The organism is Pelagibacterium flavum (assembly GCF_025854335.1).
Lineage (GTDB): Bacteria > Pseudomonadota > Alphaproteobacteria > Rhizobiales > Devosiaceae > Pelagibacterium > Pelagibacterium flavum.
In genome coordinates this window covers 2537417-2557622 of the sequence record NZ_CP107716.1, presented here as the reverse complement: position 1 = coordinate 2557622, position 20206 = coordinate 2537417, and the positions used below count along the sequence as shown (strand labels likewise).

The 20206-nt window shown below is 64.3% G+C and carries 23 protein-coding genes; 12 read left to right on the top strand and 11 right to left on the bottom strand.

What is annotated here, in order from left to right; translation table 11 throughout:
• Positions 1-93: 93 nt before the first annotated feature.
• The 11 genes from OF122_RS12805 (at position 94) to OF122_RS12755 (ending at position 8019) form a co-directional block, all read left to right on the top strand.
• Positions 94-2337, top strand: a complete 2244-nt coding sequence (locus OF122_RS12805; RefSeq protein ID WP_264224604.1) for a hypothetical protein — start codon at positions 94-96, stop codon at positions 2335-2337.
• A gap of 78 nt (positions 2338-2415) precedes the next feature.
• The gene (locus tag OF122_RS12800) at positions 2416-2661 is read left to right on the top strand and encodes a hypothetical protein (protein WP_264224603.1); all 246 of its coding nucleotides are present in this window, start codon (positions 2416-2418) and stop codon (positions 2659-2661) included.
• A 99-nt stretch (positions 2662-2760) separates the two neighbouring features.
• The gene (locus tag OF122_RS12795) at positions 2761-3483 is read left to right on the top strand and encodes an RNA polymerase sigma factor (RefSeq protein WP_264224602.1); all 723 of its coding nucleotides are present in this window, start codon (positions 2761-2763) and stop codon (positions 3481-3483) included.
• Between the two features lie 84 nt (positions 3484-3567).
• Positions 3568-3762, top strand: a complete 195-nt coding sequence (locus tag OF122_RS12790; RefSeq protein WP_018303655.1) for a hypothetical protein — start codon at positions 3568-3570, stop codon at positions 3760-3762.
• Between the two features lie 38 nt (positions 3763-3800).
• Entirely contained in the window at positions 3801-4097 is a 297-nt protein-coding gene (locus tag OF122_RS12785) for a hypothetical protein (RefSeq protein WP_264224600.1), read from the top strand.
• The gene (locus OF122_RS12780; protein ID WP_264224599.1) at positions 4094-4972 is read left to right on the top strand and encodes an ATP-binding protein; all 879 of its coding nucleotides are present in this window, start codon (positions 4094-4096) and stop codon (positions 4970-4972) included. Before OF122_RS12785 ends, OF122_RS12780 begins: the two co-directional genes overlap by 4 nt.
• 101 nt (positions 4973-5073) lie before the next feature.
• Positions 5074-5697, top strand: a complete 624-nt coding sequence (locus tag OF122_RS12775; RefSeq protein ID WP_264224598.1) for a hypothetical protein — start codon at positions 5074-5076, stop codon at positions 5695-5697.
• A gap of 13 nt (positions 5698-5710) precedes the next feature.
• Entirely contained in the window at positions 5711-7399 is a 1689-nt protein-coding gene (locus tag OF122_RS12770; protein WP_264224597.1) for a DEAD/DEAH box helicase, read from the top strand.
• Positions 7396-7611 carry a hypothetical protein gene (locus tag OF122_RS12765; protein ID WP_264224596.1) on the top strand — a complete coding sequence of 72 codons (216 nt, stop codon included), beginning with the start codon at positions 7396-7398 and terminating at the stop codon, positions 7609-7611. Before OF122_RS12770 ends, OF122_RS12765 begins: the two co-directional genes overlap by 4 nt.
• On the top strand, positions 7604-7810 hold the full coding sequence (locus OF122_RS12760; protein ID WP_264224595.1) for a DUF6511 domain-containing protein: 207 nt from the start codon (positions 7604-7606) through the stop codon (positions 7808-7810). The genes OF122_RS12765 and OF122_RS12760 overlap by 8 nt, the downstream gene beginning before the upstream one ends.
• Entirely contained in the window at positions 7807-8019 is a 213-nt protein-coding gene (locus OF122_RS12755; protein ID WP_264224594.1) for a hypothetical protein, read from the top strand. The genes OF122_RS12760 and OF122_RS12755 overlap by 4 nt, the downstream gene beginning before the upstream one ends.
• Positions 8020-8089: 70 nt before the next feature.
• Here the strand turns inward: OF122_RS12755 and istB are convergent, their stop codons facing one another.
• From istB to OF122_RS12730, 5 genes are all read right to left on the bottom strand, one after another.
• Positions 8090-8881, bottom strand: a complete 792-nt coding sequence (gene istB, locus OF122_RS12750; RefSeq protein WP_264224549.1) for an IS21-like element helper ATPase IstB — start codon at positions 8879-8881, stop codon at positions 8090-8092.
• Positions 8871-10397, bottom strand: coding sequence for an IS21 family transposase (istA, locus tag OF122_RS12745; RefSeq protein WP_264224548.1), 1527 nt, complete (start codon positions 10395-10397; stop codon positions 8871-8873). The genes istB and istA overlap by 11 nt, the downstream gene beginning before the upstream one ends.
• A 97-nt stretch (positions 10398-10494) precedes the next feature.
• Positions 10495-11343 (bottom strand): UvrD-helicase domain-containing protein, encoded by an 849-nt coding sequence (locus tag OF122_RS12740; protein ID WP_264224593.1) that lies wholly within the window; start codon positions 11341-11343, stop codon positions 10495-10497.
• Positions 11344-11432: 89 nt separating this feature from the next.
• Positions 11433-12269 carry a WYL domain-containing protein gene (locus OF122_RS12735; RefSeq protein WP_264224592.1) on the bottom strand — a complete coding sequence of 279 codons (837 nt, stop codon included), beginning with the start codon at positions 12267-12269 and terminating at the stop codon, positions 11433-11435.
• Between the two features lie 171 nt (positions 12270-12440).
• Complete coding sequence (locus OF122_RS12730) at positions 12441-13655, bottom strand: hypothetical protein (protein WP_264224591.1); 1215 nt, start codon at positions 13653-13655, stop codon at positions 12441-12443.
• 582 nt (positions 13656-14237) lie between these two features.
• Here OF122_RS12730 and OF122_RS12725 point away from each other — a divergent pair.
• A complete protein-coding gene (locus tag OF122_RS12725) occupies positions 14238-14492 on the top strand; it encodes a hypothetical protein (protein ID WP_203561091.1) in 255 nt (84 codons plus the stop codon).
• 192 nt (positions 14493-14684) lie between these two features.
• Here OF122_RS12725 and OF122_RS12720 read toward each other — a convergent pair whose 3' ends face one another.
• The 6 genes from OF122_RS12720 to OF122_RS12695 all read right to left on the bottom strand — a co-directional run bounded on the left by OF122_RS12720 (position 14685) and on the right by OF122_RS12695 (position 20119).
• Positions 14685-15164: a DUF411 domain-containing protein gene (locus tag OF122_RS12720; protein ID WP_045685040.1), complete on the bottom strand. Its 480-nt coding sequence runs from the start codon at positions 15162-15164 to the stop codon at positions 14685-14687.
• Between the two features lie 39 nt (positions 15165-15203).
• A complete protein-coding gene (locus OF122_RS12715) occupies positions 15204-17537 on the bottom strand; it encodes a heavy metal translocating P-type ATPase (protein WP_264224590.1) in 2334 nt (777 codons plus the stop codon).
• 67 nt (positions 17538-17604) lie between these two features.
• Positions 17605-18915, bottom strand: coding sequence for an APC family permease (locus OF122_RS12710; RefSeq protein ID WP_264224589.1), 1311 nt, complete (start codon positions 18913-18915; stop codon positions 17605-17607).
• A complete protein-coding gene (locus OF122_RS12705) occupies positions 18912-19586 on the bottom strand; it encodes a TVP38/TMEM64 family protein (protein ID WP_062563566.1) in 675 nt (224 codons plus the stop codon). The genes OF122_RS12710 and OF122_RS12705 overlap by 4 nt, the downstream gene beginning before the upstream one ends.
• A gap of 1 nt (position 19587) precedes the next feature.
• Positions 19588-19974: a DUF302 domain-containing protein gene (locus tag OF122_RS12700; protein WP_045681285.1), complete on the bottom strand. Its 387-nt coding sequence runs from the start codon at positions 19972-19974 to the stop codon at positions 19588-19590.
• Positions 19975-19990: 16 nt separating this feature from the next.
• Positions 19991-20119, bottom strand: a complete 129-nt coding sequence (locus tag OF122_RS12695; RefSeq protein ID WP_264224588.1) for a hypothetical protein — start codon at positions 20117-20119, stop codon at positions 19991-19993.
• Positions 20120-20206: the final 87 nt, after the last annotated feature.

Genomic DNA, 20206 nt, shown 5'->3' with positions numbered 1-20206 from the left:
AGGTTAAGAACATCGGGTATTGCAGGTCGCAGTTTTGTCCACGATTATCGGAAGTTGAATCAATCAAGAGAATGTATTCGTTGAGGTGGTTTCATGGCGCGAAAGGCATCCCCGGTTGGCCCGCACATCCATAGCCTGATCGAGGATGCCCGCATTGACCTCGTCCGGGCTGTCCTCGCGGTCCGAGAGGGCGACAATGAGCCTGATTTCGGCCTGCCCACAGAAGTTCCAGATCCCTCGGACGAGGAATTGGCTCACGGGTTTCGGCAGAGCCTGTTGCAGATCCTGTCGAAATTCGATGCAGACGAGTTGCGGCCCGCCGAGCAGAGATCACGCCGTGTCCTGGCACTGGCCGAAGGCAAGGGTATCGATTCGCTCGCGGCAATCACCGAACAACAACTCGACGATGAGCATACGCTCGAGTTTGATCGGCAACCCGATCCGCTCTGCAAGAGCAACTGGGCATTTCTGAATGCTCGCCAGACATTCGAGGACGCCGAGAGTTTCCACTTCGCCCGCAAATTCAGGGACTATGGCAAGCTTTACGATGCCTTCGAGGTGGAACTCGAAAAGGCGGTCAACCTCAATTCGGGGTCGATCGACGAGAAGGCTCTGGCCGCGAAGATCACGTCGGTTCTGCAACTCAAGACCGCCTGCACGGTGAAGGCCCTGGATCTTCCCGCCACTGCCGCGCACCCAGCCTCGATCATGCTGATCGTTCGCCATGGCGGGCCACTGTCGAGCGTCCATGACCATCGTGACGATGGGCGCCGGGGCACGATCTATTATCGCCCGCCGAACGAGGCCACTCTCATCTACACGCCCGCCATCCGACAGATCGAGGTCTGCGCTGACAGTCCGGTGGTGCGACAGGGCGTTGCCGGGTCATTCGCTGAGGAGGCGCTGGGGCACGACGTTTCGCAGAAACCGCTGACCTGGAAGCGCTACAACCTTTCGCGTTTCCGCAGTTCACTGCGGCTCGATCTGCCGCGTGTTTCTGGCTACGAGATCACGGATGCGCGCGTCCTTGAGGCCGAAATCCGCCTTGGCTCATGGAGCCGGAAGCTTCTTCTGAAGGTGGCGGCCGACGACGACATCGAGGAGGTCGCCGACCGCTATCTGAAGCCCAACAACATCTTCCGCCGCGCCGATGGCTTCAGCCGCGTGGGGATTGCCGTCACCTACAACCGCATAGGTGACGAAAAGGTACGCACGCTCAACATCACCATTTCCGGCTCAAAGAGCTGCAACCTTCAGAGCAACAAGGATCCCGATGAACGCAATCTTGGGTTCGCGCTTCTCGACGCCTGGGGCATTCTCAGCGCCTTCAAGCAGATCGAGCCCACTGACCTGCGCGGGATATTCCCGCAACTTGTCATGCTTCACGACCGGACCGAGGACGATGTCAGCGGCGAGTATCTGCGCGAGCTCGGTCTCGATCCGGACCGCATGATTCAGGGCGGCCTTCTCGACCGCCGGGGGCGTCAGGACATCGTGCTCATCGACGATGACGACTTGGGCGGGGAAGCCGAGGTCAAGCCGTCCGGCATCGAAGGCATGTCGCGCGTTGTCGGGGCTTTCGGAAAAGATGGGGGCCTGAGCCCGACATCAGATCTCGAGATGTACGAGATCAACCGCGAGTGGCTGCACGAAACCGTGGTCGGGCTTTTGAAGCCGATGCTGAACAAACTTGCGGCGCAGGTGCTCGAACCGGACTTGTCGATGCTCGGGTCCATGCGGATCGACGGTGCCGATGTTCCGATCTACTTTGCCCGCCGCCTCCACGACCTCAAGACGATTTCGCGCCTAGATCAGCTGATGCGCGCGCGCAACGCGGCCGGCATCGGAATCGTGCTGTCGGCCAGCACTGAAGGTCCCGGATACCTGGGGCCGAACCTCGTCGTCCCGGTTTCCGGCTGCTTGGCAGCGAGAACCGATGATCTTCTTCTCTCCCGAGATGCGCTTGAGCTCGCCTACCGAACCAATCGTTCGCTGGCGCGGGGCGGTGCGACACCGCAGGTCCTGCGATCGGGCACCCAATCGGCAACGTTGCACATTCCCGGCAAGACATCGCTTGCGCTGACGGGTGCGGATCAGATCACGATCTTCGAACGTCTGGTCGCCGCCGAGAAGGCTGGCAGCCCCGATGTCCAGGTCAAGCAGCTGATGGACGGGCTTGGGTCGCGCAGCCCGCAGCAGGCCTTCCGGAAAGAAACCTGGGACAGCATCCGCGACGTCTACATCGGCGCGGGCGCGAAACGGGGATACTGGCGCCTTCTCGTTGAAGCACAGCCAGCCGAAGACGTAGCCGAAGCCCCGGTCGAGGAACCCGTCTAACAACGGTCTAACATGCGACGGGGGACGGTCTAACAAACCGCTGATTATTGGGAGGGCTCCACATAGAGGAGCTTTTTCATGCCGACTCCCTTCCCCTCGCGCCAGGCAGCCCAGACGAGCTGGTCCGGCGCCGCGACGACCAAGCCCACCACCCACAACTCGGAATGGCGCTGCACGCGCTGTGACAAGCTGCTCGGCGTGTGCCGGGACGGCCGCATGCACCTGCGCTTCGCGCGGGGGCACGAGTATCTCGTGGGCTTCCCGGTTCAGGCCACCTGTCGGGGCTGCGGCACGCTGAACAACGCGACCGCGCCCGCGCGCTGACGCGCGCTTTCACCCACCCCCCTGAAATCGCAGAGACGCGCGACGTCCTGACCTGGCCACGAGAAGGCGCCGGACGCCTGGCCGCAAGGCAGGCGTCCGATGTCCTTCGCGTGGCACGAGATCCGTGATCACCTCATGCATTCATCCACGAACCTTTACTTCCAGCGCAGCTTCGATGCCGTCCGGCGAGGACAGGCTGCCCTCGCGCCGTTCCGCGATCCTGCGGCCCTGCTGGACGGGCTGCACCGTCCGAGCGGCGATCAGGGCCAGAAGAACCTGATCCTCGGCGCACTGATCAGGGCGGCGCAGGGCAGCGGGCCCGCGTCCGACTGCGCCCTTGCGCTGCTGTTGCTGGCGCTGTGGCCTGGCCTCGACGCCATCCGCCGCCGGTCGATCTGGCGCAGGCTCGGTAGCGCCGACGAAGTCGCGTCCGATGTTCTGGCGCGCACCACCGAGGCGGTCCGCAGCCTCGACCTCGGGCGCGTCAACTGGATCGCGGCCACGGTGCTGCGCAACGTCGAGCGCGACATGATCCGCGTGCGCCAGCGCGACCAGGCGCGCGAACAACTCGCCAGCGGCGCCGATCCCGACGAGGTGGCGGACAGCGGCGAAAGCGGCATCGGCGCGGACGGGTACTCGCGGCTGAACGGCACTGTGCGGAAACTGCTCGGCGATGACGCTCTGCTGGTGATCCGCGTGGCGATCGAGGGCTTCTCGCAGGCGGAAGTCGCCGTGGAACTGGGGCTCACCGAGGCCGCCGCTCGCAAGAGGTACCAGCGCGCGATGCGCCGGCTGTACGACGCCCTTCAGGAAATCCCCTGAACCGATGTCCCGATCCGGTCCCGCCGGTGGCTTTTCCCATTCGAGCGCCCCGAGCGCCTTCCCTCCAACCGAAAGCAGACACGCATGAACCGCACTGCCGATCTGTCGCTCGAGGATTTCAGGCGTCTCCCGGGGCTCTATCGCCGCTGGGAGCTGACCGAGGTCTGCGAGCCCAACCGCAACTATCAGATTGAGGACGCCGGCGCTCATGCCGACGGGACGCCGCTGCTGGCGATCTACGTCGCCGAGCCCGCGCCCGACGTCCGCGAGGCCGCGTGATGGGCCTCCTCGATCACCTCATCTCACGGAGAAAAGCCATGCCAAACCTGCCGGACGACATCACCCGTCTTCGCAAGGCGAGCTACGCGCTCGAAGACCTCCCCGAAACCATCGCCCTCCCGCAGCGCCACGGCGACGAGCCGCGCGAGCCGCTGTCGGTCGTCGAGGCGACCGTGGACGAGATCGCCTTCGCCATCGTGGAGGCGGAGCGCGAGAGCACGGCCGCCTACCGCCGTGCCGACGCGCTGAAGCGCCTCTACAAGCTCGCCCGCGAGGCGGGGTGCATCGGCGCAGATCGCGCCGCCACGGCGGTGATGAAGAAGGAGGGCCAATGATGGTCCTTCCCATCATCGGCGCCGACGAACGGCTCGCGCAACGCAAGGGCATCAAGGGCGTCATCTTCGGCCGGTCCGGCATCGGCAAGACCAGCCTGCTCTGGACGCTGAACGCCTCCACCACGCTCTTCCTCGACCTTGAGGCCGGGGATCTGGCGGTCGAGGGGCTGGAGATCGACACGCTCCGGCCGCGCACATGGAAGGAATGCCGCGATTTCGCGGTGTTCATCGGCGGGCCGAACCCGGCGCTGCGCGAGGACCAGCCCTACAGCCAGGCGCATTTCGACGAGGTCTGCGGGCGCTACGGCGATCCCGCGGTGATCGGGAAATACGAGACGGTCTTCATCGACTCGATCACCGTAGCCGGGCGTCTCTGCTTCCAGTGGTGTCGCGGCCAGCCCGAGGCGTTCTCCGAGAAGACCGGCAAGCCCGACATCCGCGGCGCCTACGGGCTGCATGGCCGCGAGATGATCGGCTGGCTGACCCATCTGCAGCACACGCGCGGCAAGCATGTATGGTTCGTTGGCATCCTCGACGAGCGGCTCGATGACTTCAACCGCAAGGTCTTCCAGCCGCAGATCGACGGCTCGAAGACCGGGCTCGAACTGCCGGGCATCGTCGATCAGGTCATCACCATGGCCGATATCCCGGACCCCGGCGGCCAGCCGCAGCGTGCCTTCGTCTGCCAGACGCTGAACCCCTGGGGCTATCCGGCAAAGGACCGCTCGGGCCGCCTCGACAGGGTCGAGGCCCCGCATCTCGGACGGCTGATGGAGAAGATCCAGCGTCCCGCAGCGCCTGCCTCCGAACGCCTGACCTGGCCGCCGGTGACCCCGGCCGATCCCGCGCCCGCTGAGGAGCCCGGCCATGGCTGAGCGCCTCTCGCCATTCCCGGTGTCCCGATCCGGTCGCCGGGGTGGCTTTTCCCCTTCGACGCCGCTGCGCGTCCCATCCTCCAACTGAAAGGAGCCGCGCAATGTCCGGACCCTGGAACGACTTCAACTCCGCGCAATCCAACACCAACGTCATCCCGAAGGGCAAGCTCGCCAAGGTTCGGCTGACGCTCCGCCCCGGCGGCTTCGACGACGCCTCGCAGGGCTGGACCGGTGGCTGGGCGCGTCGCGCCGCCACCGGCGCCGTCTATCTCGACGCCGAATACACGGTGCTTGAGGGGCCCTATGCCCGGCGCAAGGTCTGGTCGCTGATCGGCCTCTACAGCCCGAAGGGCCCGGACTGGGCCAACATGGGGCGCGGCCTGATCCGCGGCATCCTCAACTCGGCGCGCGGGGTTTCGGACAAGGACAACTCGCCCGAGGCGCAGGCGCGCCGCCGCATCAACGGCTTCGGCGATCTCGACGGGGTCGAGTTCGTCGCCCGCATCGACATCGGCACCGACACCAACGGCGAGGACAAGAACGAGATCCGCGCTGCCGTCACCCCCGACCATCGCGACTACGCCGCGCTGATGGGCACGGTCGCGCCGCAGGTCTCCGCCGCCCCGGCGCAGGGCCACGCCCCGCAGCAGCCCACCGCTGCCACCCAGCCCAGCCAGCCCGCGTCCGCACCCGGCAACGCCGGTCGGCCGAGCTGGGCGCAGTAGGGGGAGACCTGCCATGCGCCTGCGCCCCCGCCAGAAGACATTCGTCGAGCGCAGCGTGGCTGCGCTCGCCTCCCGCGGCAATACGCTCGGTGTGGCGCCCACCGGTGCGGGCAAGACCATCATGCTCTCGGCGGTCACCGGCGAGATGATCGGCGACGGCGCCAAGGCCTGCGTTCTAGCCCATCGCGACGAGCTGACAGCGCAGAACCGCGCCAAGTTCCAGCGCGTGGTACCGGGCGTCGCCACCTCGGTGATCGACGCCACGGAGAAGTCGTGGAACGGCCAGGTCGCCTTCGCCATGGTGCCGACGCTGGCGCGGGCCTCGAACCTGGCCGACATGCCCCGCCTCGACCTGCTGGTCGTGGATGAGGCGCACCACGCGGTGGCCGAGAGCTACCGCCGCATCATCGACCGTGTGCGCAAGGCCAATCCCGACGCCCGCATCTTCGGGGTCACGGCGACACCGAACCGGGGCGACAGGAAGGGCCTGCGCGAGGTCTTCGACAACGTCGCCGATCAGGTGCGGCTGGGCGAGTTGATCGCCTCGGGTCACCTCGTGCCGCCCCGCACCTTCGTCATCGACGTGGGCGTGCAGGACGAGCTGCGCTCGGTCCGCAAGGCCATGTCGGATTTCGACATGGCGGAGGTGGCCGGCATCATGGACCGCGCCCCCGTCACCGACGAGGTCATCCGCCACTGGAAGGAGAAGGCGGGCGATCGGCAGACCGTGGTGTTCTGCTCCACCGTCGCGCATGCCGAACACGTCACCGACGCGTTCAGGGCAGCTGGCGCTTCCGCCGCACTGATCCACGGCGACCTGGCGGCCGAGACGCGCAGGGCGATCCTCGCCGACTATGCGGCGGGCAGCATCCGCGTCGTCGTCAACGTGTCGGTGCTGACCGAGGGCTGGGACCATCCACCCACCTCCTGCGTCGTGCTGCTGCGGCCCAGCTCCTACAAGTCCACCATGATCCAGATGGTCGGGCGCGGCCTGCGCACCGTCGACCCCGAGGAACATCCTGGCGTCGTCAAGACCGATTGCGTCGTGCTGGATTTCGGGACGTCGAGCCTGATCCACGGCACGCTGGAACAGGATGTCGATCTCGACGGCAAGACCGAAACCGGCGAGGCGCCGACCAAGACCTGTCCGGCTTGCGAGGCGGAGATCCCGCTGGCCGCCACCGAATGTCCGCTCTGCGGTGAGGCGTTCCCGCGTGAGGATCTAGTTGCGGGAGAATGCGACGGTGCCGCGCCGCTCTCGGACTTTATGATGACCGAGATCGACCTGCTGAAGCGGTCCAGCTTCGCCTGGGTCGACCTCTACGGCACCGACGATGCGCTGATGGCCACGGGCTTCGCAGCCTGGGGCGGCATCTTCTGGCTGGACGGAGTCTGGTACGCCATCGGCGGCGCGAAGGGCGAACGCCCGCATCTGCTCGGTGTCGGTGAGCGCACGGTCTGCCTCGCGCAGGCCGACGACTGGCTGAACACGCACGAGACCGACGAGAGCGCCTTCAAGACCCGCTCCTGGCTGCGCCAGCCGCCGACCGAGAAGCAGCTCCAGTACCTGCCGCCCGAGTGCCGCCATGACTTCGGCCTGACACGCTACCGAGCCTCCGCGCTGATGACCTTCGGCTTCAACAAGCGCGCCATCCGGCAGCTGATCGACACGGCCGCCCGGCCCGAACGGAGGGCGGCATGACCCATGGCCTCCAGCCCCATCACGGCCAGCGACCGGCGGCGGCTCTGGCATCCGCGTGGGACGCTCTGTGCGGTCTGCCGGCAACCCACTCGTGGTTTTGGCTGGTTCGATCCGCACCAGTCGAAGCGACCCCGGCCATCGGTCTGGTTCTGCTCGATGCCCTGCCAGTCCTTCTGGACGCGCTTGGCGCGGGAGCGTTTCGCCATGGTTGACCTGACCGAGGAAGAGCGCGCCGCGATCACCGCCACCATGACGCGCGTGGCGCTGCTGATGGACGAGATCGGCTGGGCTACCCCGCTCGGCGAACTGACCGAGGCGCAGGTGCGCGCGCTGATCGAGGAAGCCGTCGAGGGCTTCCGCGAGGCCATGTCCGACATCGCCCGGACGCAGACGCCGGAGGTGCCGTTTTGACCCTCGATTACAATCATCGCCCCAGCTTCGCCGACCGGGTCAACGCCGCCGTCGATCGGGCGCTTACCGCCGATCAGGCCATGCGGCCGCCCCGCGACTATCTCGGCGGCTCGCGCCTCGGCCATGCCTGCGAGCGGGCGCTGCAGTTCGAGTTCACGGCGACGCCGAAGGACGAGGGCCAGGACTTCAGCGGCCAGTCGCTGTGTTGATTTCTGCTGAGAAGTGACCCGGTATTTTCACCGAGAATTGACCCGCCTCATGGATATGATTTGGGATTGGTCAGGTGGTCAAGCCGGGTGTTTTCTCCTTTTTGGTTTTGACGGTTTGGGCCGAGCTGTTTTTGAACCGGAAGCTGTCGTTTCCGGTCTCGAGGATATGGCAGTGATGGGTCAGCCGGTCGAGCAGCGCGGTCGTCATCTTGGCGTCGCCGAATACGCTGGCCCATTCGGCAAAGCTGAGATTGGTGGTGATGATGACGCTGGTGCGCTCATAGAGCTTGCTCAGCAGATGGAAGAGCAATGCTCCTCCTGAAGCGCTGAAGGGCAAATATCCGAGCTCATCAAGGATCACCAGATCGGAATGGATGAGCCGGTTGGCGATCTGCCCGGCCTTGCCCTGGGCCTTTTCCTGCTCCAGCGCATTGACCAGTTCGACGGTCGAAAAGAAGCGAACCCGCTTGCGGTGATGCTCGATGGCCTGAATGCCCAGTGCCGTGGCGATGTGGGTCTTGCCGGTTCCCGGCCCGCCCACCAACACCACGTTGTCGGCCTTGTCGATAAAGGCGCCGGCATGAAGCTGGCGCACCAGGGCCTCATTGATCTCGCTACTGGCAAAATCAAAGCCAGCCAAGTCCTTGTAGGTTGGAAAGCGCGCCACCTTGAGCTGATAGGCAATGGATCGCGTCTCTCTTTCAGCCATCTCGGCCTTGAGCAATTGTGAGAGGATCGGAACGGCCGATTCAAAGGCCGGAGATCCCTGTTCGGTGAGTTCGCTGATTGCCTGGGCCATGCCTGCCATCTTGAGGCTCTTGAGCATGATGATCAGGGCCGCGCTTGCCGGATCATGACGCATGGCGCACCTCCTTGTCCGCGCGCAGGGTATCGTAGCGCTCGACATTGGCCTGCGGTTCCTTGCCCAGCACAAGGGCCTGCGGTGCCCTGACTGGCGGCACCGTTCCCGGCTTGCCATCGATCAGCCTGTGCAACAGGTTGAGGATATGGGTCTTGGTGGGCACCCCGGCCTCCAGCGCCATCTCGACCGCGGCCAGCACCGCCTGTTCGTCGTGATGGAGAACCAGAGCCAGGATCTCGACCATCTCACGATCGCCACCGGGTTTGCCCAGAAGGTGGCGCTGAAGTTGCCGGAATCCATCGGGCATGTCGGCAAAGGGTGCACCATTGCGCAGGGCACCGGGCTTGCGCTGGATCACCGCCAGATAATGGCGCCAGTCATAAACGGTGTGACCCTGCCCATGATGCCGCTCGATAATCCTCTTGTGCTCGCAGATCGCCTGGCCTTCAGCGACAACGACAATGCGGTCCGGATAGACCCTGACGCTGACCGGTCTGTTGGCGAACGAGGCCGGAACGCTATAGCGAACGCGCTCGAGGTGAACCAGGCAGGTGGGCGAGACCCGTTTGGTATGTTCGATGAACCCGTCAAAGGCCCGCGGCACGGTCATCAGATACGGCGTCTCGATGCACCAGGAATTGGCAACCGAACCCGGTTCCGCGCCATGAGCAATCTCTTCCCATAGAGCCACACAGCGCTGCTCGAGCCAGACGTTCAACTCATCGAGCGAGTTTGCACGTGGCAAGGGCTGGAAAAGCCGGTGCCGCATATCGAGCACGTTCTTTTCCACCATACCCTTTTCCCAACCGGCAGCGGGATTGCAGAACTCGGGCTCGAACAGGAAGTGGCTGGCCATGGCCGAGAACCGGGCATTGACCTGACGTGCCTTGCCACGGCCAACCTTGTCCACGGCCGTCCTCATGTTGTCATAAATGCCCCGGCGCGGGACGCCGCCCAGAACTCGGAAGGCATGGTTGTGGGCATCAAACAGCATCTCGTGGGTCTGGAGCAGATAGGCCCGCACAATAAAGGCCCGGCTGTAGCAGAGCTTGGTATGGGCGACCTGGAGCTTGATCCGCTCGCCCCCGATCAGTGCCCAATCCTCGCTCCAGTCAAACTGGAAAGCTTCGCCAGGCTCAAAAACAAGAGGAACGAAAACGCCCCTGCCGCTCACATTCTGCTCGCGCTGGCGTTCCTCTTTCCATCGACGGGCAAAGGCCGCCACACGACCATAAGAGCCTTCGAAACCGAGGCTCACCAGATCAGCATGGATCTGCTTGATGGTGCGCCGCTGCTTGCGCGGCTTGCGGCTCTCGGCCTTCAGCCAGCCTGACAGCTTCTCGGCAAAAGCATCGATCTTGCTTGGCCGATCTGGAACCTGGAACTTCGGCTCAACCGTATCGGTCCGAAGGTATTTGCGAATGGTATTCCGGGACAGGCCCGTGCGCCGCGCAATCTCCCGGATCGATAAACCGTCCCGGAAATGCCAGCGCCGGATAACGCTCAAAAACGCCATGTCCAACACTCCTAAATCTCCCGCCCAAAACGAGCAGGATAGCGTTCAAACATGGGTCACTTCTCAGTGGAAAAATCTCCCTGAACCGGGTCACTTCTCAGCGGAAATCAACATCCGCAACTTTCATTTGCGTCCATTTCAGCCCTTGCTGGTCCGCCAGCGCCCGGATTCTCTCCGCTGTCTGGCCGTGCAAACCGTCGCGGTGTTTCTGCTTGTCGAGCACGTCACTCCGTAACTCGGAGAAGATCTTGCGAAGCCCAGGGGAAGACGTGCGATAAATCTCCTTAAGGACAAAAGTGGTGAAGCCCAGTGACTTCACGCCTCGCAAGCGGTCGAGGAGCGGCATGCCGGGCTTTGAGGCTCCCCCCTTGCGACGTCCGATGCTGTCATCGGAGAAGCCGTAGATCGCCTGGGCCTCGTCGGCGAACACCGTGACTCCGCAGTCCGAAGGCAGCCGATTCACCAGAGCCTCGATCAAATCCGCTCGCTGCCCAACGAGGTCCTGCGCCTCGTCGATGACGACGTGCTCGATCTGCGCCAGTTCGTCTGCCACGTCCTCATCAGACTTCAAAAGCTCGATGACGCGAGTAATGTTCTCTTCGTAGGAACCGGTCAGCCTGGCATTCGGGTCGTGACCGGAGTGGATGGACCATGCATGCGAGTCGATGGTCGCTATCCGGATGGCAAAGGATGCATCGCCAACGTAGGAATGCAGCCGTGCACGGATTTCCGCCACCGCTGTCCGCGTGAAGCTGATCATCCAGGTATTGCTGGCCTCAATATCCTCTTCGTTGATCAGGTGCGCGAGGCGCGCGCAGGCGACGGCTGTCTTTCCGGTTCCGGGCCCCGCCTCAACGACTAGCCGGGCATCCGTGTCCGCCTCGATCACCGCGCGCTGATCTGCATCCCAGCCTGTATCCTGCGGAGCTTTCCCGGCAATATTCATGTCTACAGAATTCCCTACCGAATAATTTCTTGTGTTGTTGCCGTATTCAGATCTGCGTTTGATGCTGATCGCGCTGAATCCCCAAGTATCTAACGGTTCAAGAGCACGATCTGCTGATCATGCGGCTTTCTCGCGTCGGGATCAGTATCGAGCCCGAGACGCCTGAGCGCGTAGTACAACAGCGCACGTCGGACCTTGATCTTCGCCTTGCCGCCGCGCATCCCGTAGTCGAGCGCGATGACCTTTGCCTGAGTTTCCGACAGGGCGGGGTGGGGCCCGATCTCCAGGGTAACCTCGGTATTCCAGTCGCCGTCGTGCGCTGAAGGCACTTCGCTTTCCCGCGACCCGCGAATCTCCAGTATTCGCGAAAGCAGGAAGTCCTTGAACGCTTCGTCGGTCAGGCAGAACGCCCGTGTGTGCCAGCGGAAGCCGTCGAACCCGATGGCGTGCGGAGCGATCCAACGCCAACGTGGCTCTGGACTGGACAGGGACTGGTACTTCACCTCGATCGCCTCGGACCGGCGTATGGCGCCGACCACGGAGCGGAGCGTCACCGGATTGACGCCGCGCACCGGGGTCGGGGCTGAGGCGTAGGGTGGGAGATCGGCGATCCAGGAGTCCTCGCGGTCGAGGATCCCGTCCGCCACCGACCGAAGCTGGGCGAGGTAGCGGCTTGCGTCGGGTTCGAGGAATCGGGGTTTGAACTCGGGGCCACGGACGTAGGTCCGCGCGCTCTTGTCGTAGACCATGTTGTCGGGTGCGAAGCCGATGTAGCGGTTCAGGTCGTTGGACGCCTGGTTCACCGAGACCCCGAACTGGTCCATCAGGTCGCTGCGGTTCACATGTCCCTCCCAGAACAGGCGGAACTCTATGAACTCGAGACGCTGCTCGACCCCCCAGCGAAGTTCGGACCTCTCGTTGTCCACCGTAGCCTCCCAGCCCCCTGATGCGCATGGTAACTATGCGCGCCCATTTTCTGGGTCGTCGTGAGGCTAGCCAGGGGATGATGATCTGGCAATGGAAACGCTTCTTCTTGCAGCATCAATCTCGATCCAAGCGAACAGCGGTCATAAAAGGCTTGGGCAGCGGAGAAGCACTCAGTAGCCCCAGCCAGAGCTGACGGGGGGATCGCCAAGCGGATCTTCAAGCTCGTCGACTGCCGGGAACAGATCGCCTTCGCCCGCAAAGGATTTCGCAGCATCCAGTCCGGTTTGACGATCAAGCTCGGCCAACCGTGCCTCTACCCACTGCAGCATCCGGCCCAGATCCGAGTCGACGGACAGGCTGGCTTCCTGCGGCAGGCCGGAGATCCATTCGCGGATTTCGCGGGCCTCCCGACGCAGATCAATGATCTGCCGGAGATGAGAGAGTCGCGTCTCCTCGCGTTTGAGGCGGGCCTGTGCGAGCTGTCGCCGGTGCTGCAGGATTTTCCACTGCCTCTCGCGCTCCTCACGCTCCTCGCGGCGCACGCGAATGGTCTCTAGAATGAGCTCTATGCCGGCGACTATTTCGGGGACCATCCGTTCCACGCGTTGCGTTTTGCCGTCACCCCACGTCTTTCGCAGGCCATCCGCCCACGCATCGATCGAGAACACGAGTTCGCCGGTCCACGCAGTCACATATTCCGGCCAGGGTGGACTGCTGCCGAACGAAATGCTGGCCCAATCGTTGCGCCGAAGGGACCGTGCCCGTTTCTCTTTCCTCTTATCCTCCCGAGCGATTTCTTCTGGGGTCGGTACGTATTTCAGCCTTCTCGTTCGTTCGAGCAGGGTGAAGCTGATCTTGTCCGCGCCGTTCTGAACGGACATCTTCTCTCCGTCCGCTGTCAGGCTCAGCCCGACCTCGTCGAGCGTCCGCGCCAACGCGTCGAGAAAGAAGCAAGCACGTTCGGCGGACGCAGCGCCGACGACCACGCCACACAGGCCTGGCGCCGTGGCGCTGAGGACGCCCTCCTTGTCCGGCTTCCTGGTCCGAAGGAACTTCACGGTTTTCGCCACCGAGGCGTGTGGGTTTTCCATCAGAGGCATTGGGGATTCTGGCGTCGCCTTGATGGTAGCAGCCCGGGCTTGCCGCTCAGTCTTTCGCTTTCGGGCGAGTTCGGCGACACTGTCAGGAAGGGCTGAGGTGGCCCCGCGGATGCTTACCCGATCGAGGCTTCGATCCCTGAGGTCGAGGAACGGCGGCACTTTCGGTTGTTCTCCGGCAGCAACCTTGGCCCAGTACCCCCGGGGCGGTACGGGAATACGATGACGACTGCAGACCTTCGCGAGCCCCCGATCCGATATCCCGAACTCCTGTGCAAGCGCCGTCATCGGTTTGCTCCAGACAAGGTCGTAGAGGTCCCGACGGCTAAGTATCTGTGAAAGCGACAATTCTTGAACTCTCCGCAATACAGCTTCGCGCGGAAGCAATATCCCGCAGCGCCGTTTTAGCTGTCATCGCCACCCGGGTGAAACCTGGAGAAGGTTGGATATCAAGCCCATCCCCTCCGCCACTTGCCCCCGCGAAAGCGTTCTCCCGATCCGGCCGCGGCCGGATTTTCTCGTTGTATTCGAGGGTTATGCGGGAGGGGCTGAGCACTGGCCATGGCGCCAGGTGGCTTGGAAGTGGTCTCTCAGGGCCAACATTCTCCGGACCTGATGACTGCGCCGATTTGGTGAATAGCCGGCCAAGCCCTTGAAATGAAAGATTTCTGCGCTGCGCTGGGCTGTTGCCTTCGAGGCGGGTCGCGTTCGGGCGGTCGGGACCGGGATCCAAAGACAGACCCAGACCGCGATCTTGCCGCTTGTGCCGTATCTCGACACGTTGCGTTGGGTATTCATCGCCGTGGCGCTTGGCGGCATCGCGGTCACGATCTACGCGCGTCTCGATGACTGGCGCCGAGGGCAGCGGTGATGGCCCCGCTCCTGATCGGGTTCGCCGCCAGCCCATGGATGCGGGCCGCTTTGCGCTACGGCGCCATCATCCTCGCCCTGCTCCTGTTCCTGCTTTCGCTTCGGCGGTCCGGCGAGCGAGCGGGACGCCTCGCTGAACGCCTTCAGACCACGGAGAAAGCCAATGATGTCCAACGCCAGATGCTCGAGGCGACGGCTCGTCGTCCTAGGTCTCGCGACGAGCTTGCTGAGCGGCTGCGCAACGGTCGGTTCTGAGCCCGGCATCGCGACCGTCTGCCCGCCCGTGGTAGAGTACAGCCGCGAGTTCCAGGCGCGCGCAGCCGAGGAGCTCGCGCGGCTGCCGCACGGGTCGGCCATCGCCGAGATGCTGAGCGACTACGCCGTGATCCGGGATCAGGTCCGTATGTGTTCTCGCCCCTGATCAAGAGCCGAATTGGAGCCTCAAGGTCAGGCAGCAGCGTAGCTGGTAAAGACCTCGTTCGATCCGTCGCGCCGGATCAGAAACACGTCGTAGGCCTCGCGCTGGCTTTCCGGTCCCATCCCGGGCGAGCCGTAGGGCATGCCTGGCACTGCGAGGCCGACCGCGTCGGGGCGTTCCAGCAGGAGACGGCGAATGTCGGCAACAGGGACGTGACCCTCGATAATGTAACCATCCACACGACCCGTATGGCAGGAGACCATCTCCTGCGGGATGCCGTTGTCCAGCTTGTAGCGCATCAGAAGCGTCCCGGCGCTCGCCTCGGTCGTGACGGCGAAGCCGTCGTTCTCGAGGATCTCGATCCAGGCCGAGCAGCAGCCGCAGTTGGGGTCCTTCATCACGTGGATCGCCGGACCGGCGCCTTGCGCCAGAGCCCTCAAGGGCGACGCAGCCGCCAGCGCAGCTGTACCGATCAGGAGCTTGCGGCGGGAAAACATGTCTTGGGTCATCTGATGTTCCTTTCGAGGTTGGATGTGTGGGCTGGCAGATCAGAGGTCGACCCGCCTGAGCCGCAGGGCGTTGGTGATCACCGAGACCGACGACAGGCTCATCGCCGCCGCCGCGATCATCGGCGAGAGCAGAAGTCCGGTGACAGGGTAAAGCAGCCCGGCGGCGATGGGGACGCCAAGCGCGTTGTAGGCGAAGGCGAAGAACAGGTTCTGCTTGATGTTCCGCAGGGTGGCGCGGGCGAGCTTGCGCGCCCGCACGATGCCCATCAGGTCGCCGCCCAGCAGGGTGATGCCTGCGCTTTCCATCGCAACATCGGCCCCGGTGCCCATGGCGATGCCGACATCGGCGGCGGCGAGCGCGGGGGCGTCGTTCACCCCGTCGCCCGCCATGGCGATCTTGTGGCCGTCGCGGCGCAACTGGTCGATCAGGTCCTTCTTGGCCTCGGGCAGGATGCCTGCGCGCACCTCGTCGATGCCGAGCTTGCCCGCCACCGCCTGCGCCGTGCGTTCGTTGTCGCCCGTCGCCATGATCACCCTTAGCCCTTGGGCATGAAGTTCCCGAATGGCCTGCGCGGTACTCTCCTTGATCGGGTCGGCGACCGCCACGATGCCGACGAGCGCGCCGTCAAGCGCGACGAACATCGCCGTCTTGCCCTCGGCGCGCAGGGTGTCGGCCTTTGACTCGGCCTGCGCGGTGTCGAGCCCCATCTCCCGCATCATCGCCGCGTTGCCTAGCGCCACCGCGCGCCCACCGACCCGGCCCTGTACGCCCTTGCCAGTGACGGCGTCGAAGTCCGTGGCCTCCTGACGCGGCGCACCCTGCGCCTCGGCTCCCTCGACAATCGCCTCAGCCAGCGGGTGTTCCGAGCCACGCTCCAGCGCTGCGGCCAGCGACAACAGGTCGGTCTCGGTGACGTCCCCGAGCGCAACCGTATCGGTCAGCTTCGGCTTGCCCATGGTCAGCGTGCCGGTCTTGTCGACGATGAGCGTATCGACTCCTGCCATTCGCTCCAGCGCCTCGGCGTCCTTGATCAGCACGCCCGCCTGTGCGCCGCGCCCCGCCGCCGTGGTGATGGAGATCGGTGTCGCCAGCCCCAGCGCGCAGGGGCAGGCGATGATGAGGACCGACACGGCCGAGGCGATTGCGAAGACCAGCGCGGGCTCCGGGCCGAAGATCAGCCAGACCACGAAGGCGACGATGGCGATGACCACCACCGTCGGCACGAATATCGCCGACACCCGGTCGGCCAGCCCCTGGATCGGCGCGCGGGACCGCCGCGCGTTCGACACCATCGCCACGATCTGCGCCAGCACGGTATCGGACCCGACCTTGCCTGCCTCCATGACCAGAGAGCCGTTCTTGTTGATCGTGGCGCCGGTCACCTCATCCCCCGGTCCCTTTTCCACCGGCATTGACTCGCCGGTCAGCATGCTTTCGTCCAGCGACGAGCGGCCCTCGATCACCGTGCCATCGACCGGAACCGCGTCGCCGGGACGGACGCGCAGCCGGTCGCCCTCCATGATGTTCTCCAGCGGCGCATCGTATTCAGTGCCGTCCGGCAGGATGCGCCGCGCGGTCTTCGGCGCCAGATCCAGAAGCGCGCGGATCGCATCCCCGGTGCGTTCTCGCGCTCGGAGTTCCAGCACCTGGCCCACGAAGACCAACGCGACGATCACCACCGCCGCCTCGAAATAGGTGCCGACGCCGTGGCCCATCCGGTACTGTTCCGGAAACACCCCCGGCAGGAACGTCGCGACGAGCGAGTAAAGGTAGGCCGCCGCCACGCCGATGCTGATCAGCGTCCACATGTTTGGGCTGCGGTTCACAATGGAGTCCCAGCCGCGCCGGAAGAAAGGCAAGGCGGCCCAGAGGATGATCGGCGTTGCCAGCACGAACTCGAGATAACTTGCGGTCTGATGCCCGATCCAGTCGCGCACTGGCAGCGCGACCAGTTCACCCATCGTCAGGATGATGAGCGGCACCGCCGCCGCCGCCGAAATCCACATCCGACGCGTGAAGTCGGTCAACTCCTCGCTGGGTTCGTCCGATGGGACCATCGGCTCCAGCGCCATGCCGCAGATCGGGCAGGACCCTGGCGCATCGCGAACGATCTCCGGATGCATCGGGCAGGTGTACTGGACGTTGGCCGGAGCAGCCTTCTTCTGCCGGGCGGCCCGGCCCGAAGCGTAGAACCACGGATCCGCCTTGAACTTCGTCTGGCACTTCTCTGAGCAGAAATGAAAGGTCTCGCCCTGGAACTCGGCGTGACGCCCGTCCGGCTTGACCGCGACCGTCATCCCGCAGACCGGGTCCTTTGCGGTATTCGCCCCCGCCGGAATGTCGGGCGCCGCGTGATGATGATCATGCTCCATGGTCTGCCAGCCTTTCGATCTCTTGTTTCAGCTTGCGGCCTCCAGCCGTTGGAAGCTCAAGCTCTTTTTAGTGATGGTCGTGAGCGTCTTCCGGGGCGGGATTGCGTGTGAGGAAAACCCGTATGAACAGGAACACCAGCGCCATGCCGAACGCGCCAAGGACGACGATGAGGGGGTCGGACTGCGATTTCATCGCGGCGAAGGCGGTCAGCACCACGGCGTCGAGGGCGATGGCCGTCAGCAACACCCAGCCCCGAGCGCCGATTTCTTCGCGCAGATGCCGGAACACGCCGAAGTGGATGATCATGTCCATCACCAGATAGAAGAAGGCCCCGAGCGAGGCGATGCGGCTGAGGTCGAAGAAGACCGTCAGGAAGCCTGCGATCACGACGGTGTAGACGAGTGTGTGGTCCTTGATCGTGCCTGGCATCCCGAAATGGCTGTGCGGGATCATCTTCATGTCCGTCAGCATCGCCAGCATCCGCGAGACGGCAAACACGCTGGCGATCAGGCCCGAGGCAGTTGCCACCAGCGCAAGCGCCACCGTCAGGTAGAAGCCGGTTTGCCCGAGGGCTGGTTGGGCCGCTTCAGCCAGCGCGTAGTCCTTCGCCGCCACGATGCGATCGAGCGGCAGGCTGGAGCCGACCGCGAATGCGACCAGCAGGTAGACGACGACGCAGATGGCGATGGACAGGACTATGGCCCGGCCCACGTTCCGATGCGGATTGGTCACCTCGGCGCCGCTGTTGGTGATGGTCGTGAACCCCTTGAAGGCGAGAATGGACAGCGCGACCGACGCCACGAACCCACCCGCACGAAAATCTCCGCCCGACGCTTCGAACGAAATGCCGCTGGCCCACAGACCGGCCGCCCCGAACAGCGCAATGCCGCCCACCTTGAGAATGGCCATGATAATGGACAGCAGCCCGACCGACCGGTTGCCAGAGACGTTCACGAGATAGGCGAAGACGATCAGCCCCACGCCGAGGACCGGCACGAGAATGCTGTCCGGATCGCCGCCGAAGGCTCGCAGGGTGTAGGTTCCGAAGGTGCGAGCGACGAGGCTTTCGTTGATGACCATCGACAGCGCCATCAGGAGAGCTGCGCCCGCCGCGACCGTCGTCGGTCCGTAGGCTTTCTTCAGGATCATCCCGATGCCGCCCGCAGACGGGTATGCGTTCGACATCTTGATATAGGTGTAGGCGCTGAAGGCGGTCACGATGGCGCCGACCACGAACGAGAGCGGGAAGAGAGGCCCGGCGAGTTCGGCGATCTGGCCGGTCAGCGCGAAGATGCCCGCGCCGATCATCACGCCGGTGCCCATGGCTACCGCACCGGAAAGGGTGATGCTGTTCTTCTGGTACTCGCTTCCGGTCATGGATTTCCCTTTTCAGGCTTTTGCCGCATGGCTACCCAAAGCAGTGGCAGGCCCGTCAAGAGGCCGAGGCCAAGTACTGCCCATGTCGCCCGGCCCAGATCTCCGCTCACCGCCTCGCCGCCGAAATGGGCCAGCAGGAAGCTTGCCGGAATGATCCCCGCCAGTGTTGCCAAGGCGAAACGCCAGGCGTGCAATCGGCTCAGTCCGGCCGCGTAGCTGATCATGTCGAAGGACACGAAGGGCATCAGGCGGCTGGCAAGAACCGTCGCCGTCAACGCGTTCTGCGAGCCGAGCAGCCCGGCATCGACGCGGTCCCCGAACACCCGCCGCAGGACGTCATGCCCCAGAACCCGTGCGAGACCGAAGGCGATCAGCGCCCCGAGCTCGGCGCCGATGACGACCTGCACGGTCCCCCAGAGATGTCCGCAGGCCGCTCCGGCCGCCAGTGCGATGGGTGCACTCGGGATTGGGCTGGCCACGACCGCGATGGTCATAAGCGTGACGATCAGGACCGGCCCCCAGAGACCCGCACGCGCCACCAGCGTTTCCAGACGCTCGGGCTCCAGGAGGCTGCGCGCCTCGGCGAACACCGAAGGCGCGAACTGCCAGACAGCGAGCAGTCCGATGCCGAGGATCGCAAGGCCCGCGAGAATGGTGACGCGCAGGCTCATCTCAGACCGCCGCGACGGCCTTCGCCAGGAGGTCGCGCACCTCGCCCGCCACGGCCGTCAGTTCGGCGTTCTCAATCGCCTGCATCGACGCCACAGGATCGATGGCACTGACTTCCACGCCACCGTCGACCTCGCGCAGGATGACGTTGCATGGCAGCATCGCACCGACGCGCGGTTCGATCCCGATGGCCTGATGCGCCATCTTGGGGTTGCAGGCGCCGAGGATGCGGTAGGCGGGCATCTCGACATCTAGCTTCTTCTTCATCGTCGCCTTGACGTCGATCTCGGTCAGGATGCCGAAGCCGTGGTCGGTGAGGGCCTTCCGCGCGCGAGCGTCGACGTCGTCGATACCGGCGTCGGGGAACATTCGATTGATCGTGTAGGTCATTGCCAACTCCTTTTTTCTATTTCCGAAGATACTTGATCAGCGCTGCTATGGCCAAAACCAGCAGCACGAGGATCAGCAGGCCGAAGAGCCAGCCAAACCCCATTCCGAAACCCATTCCGGGGCCCATGTCGTTCCAGTTCATCATCTCATCCTCCTGATTTTTACCCGCAGGGTGCGTCTTTTGGCCGGCCCTCACGACAACATGGGGCAGGACAGACCAGGATCGGTGCCG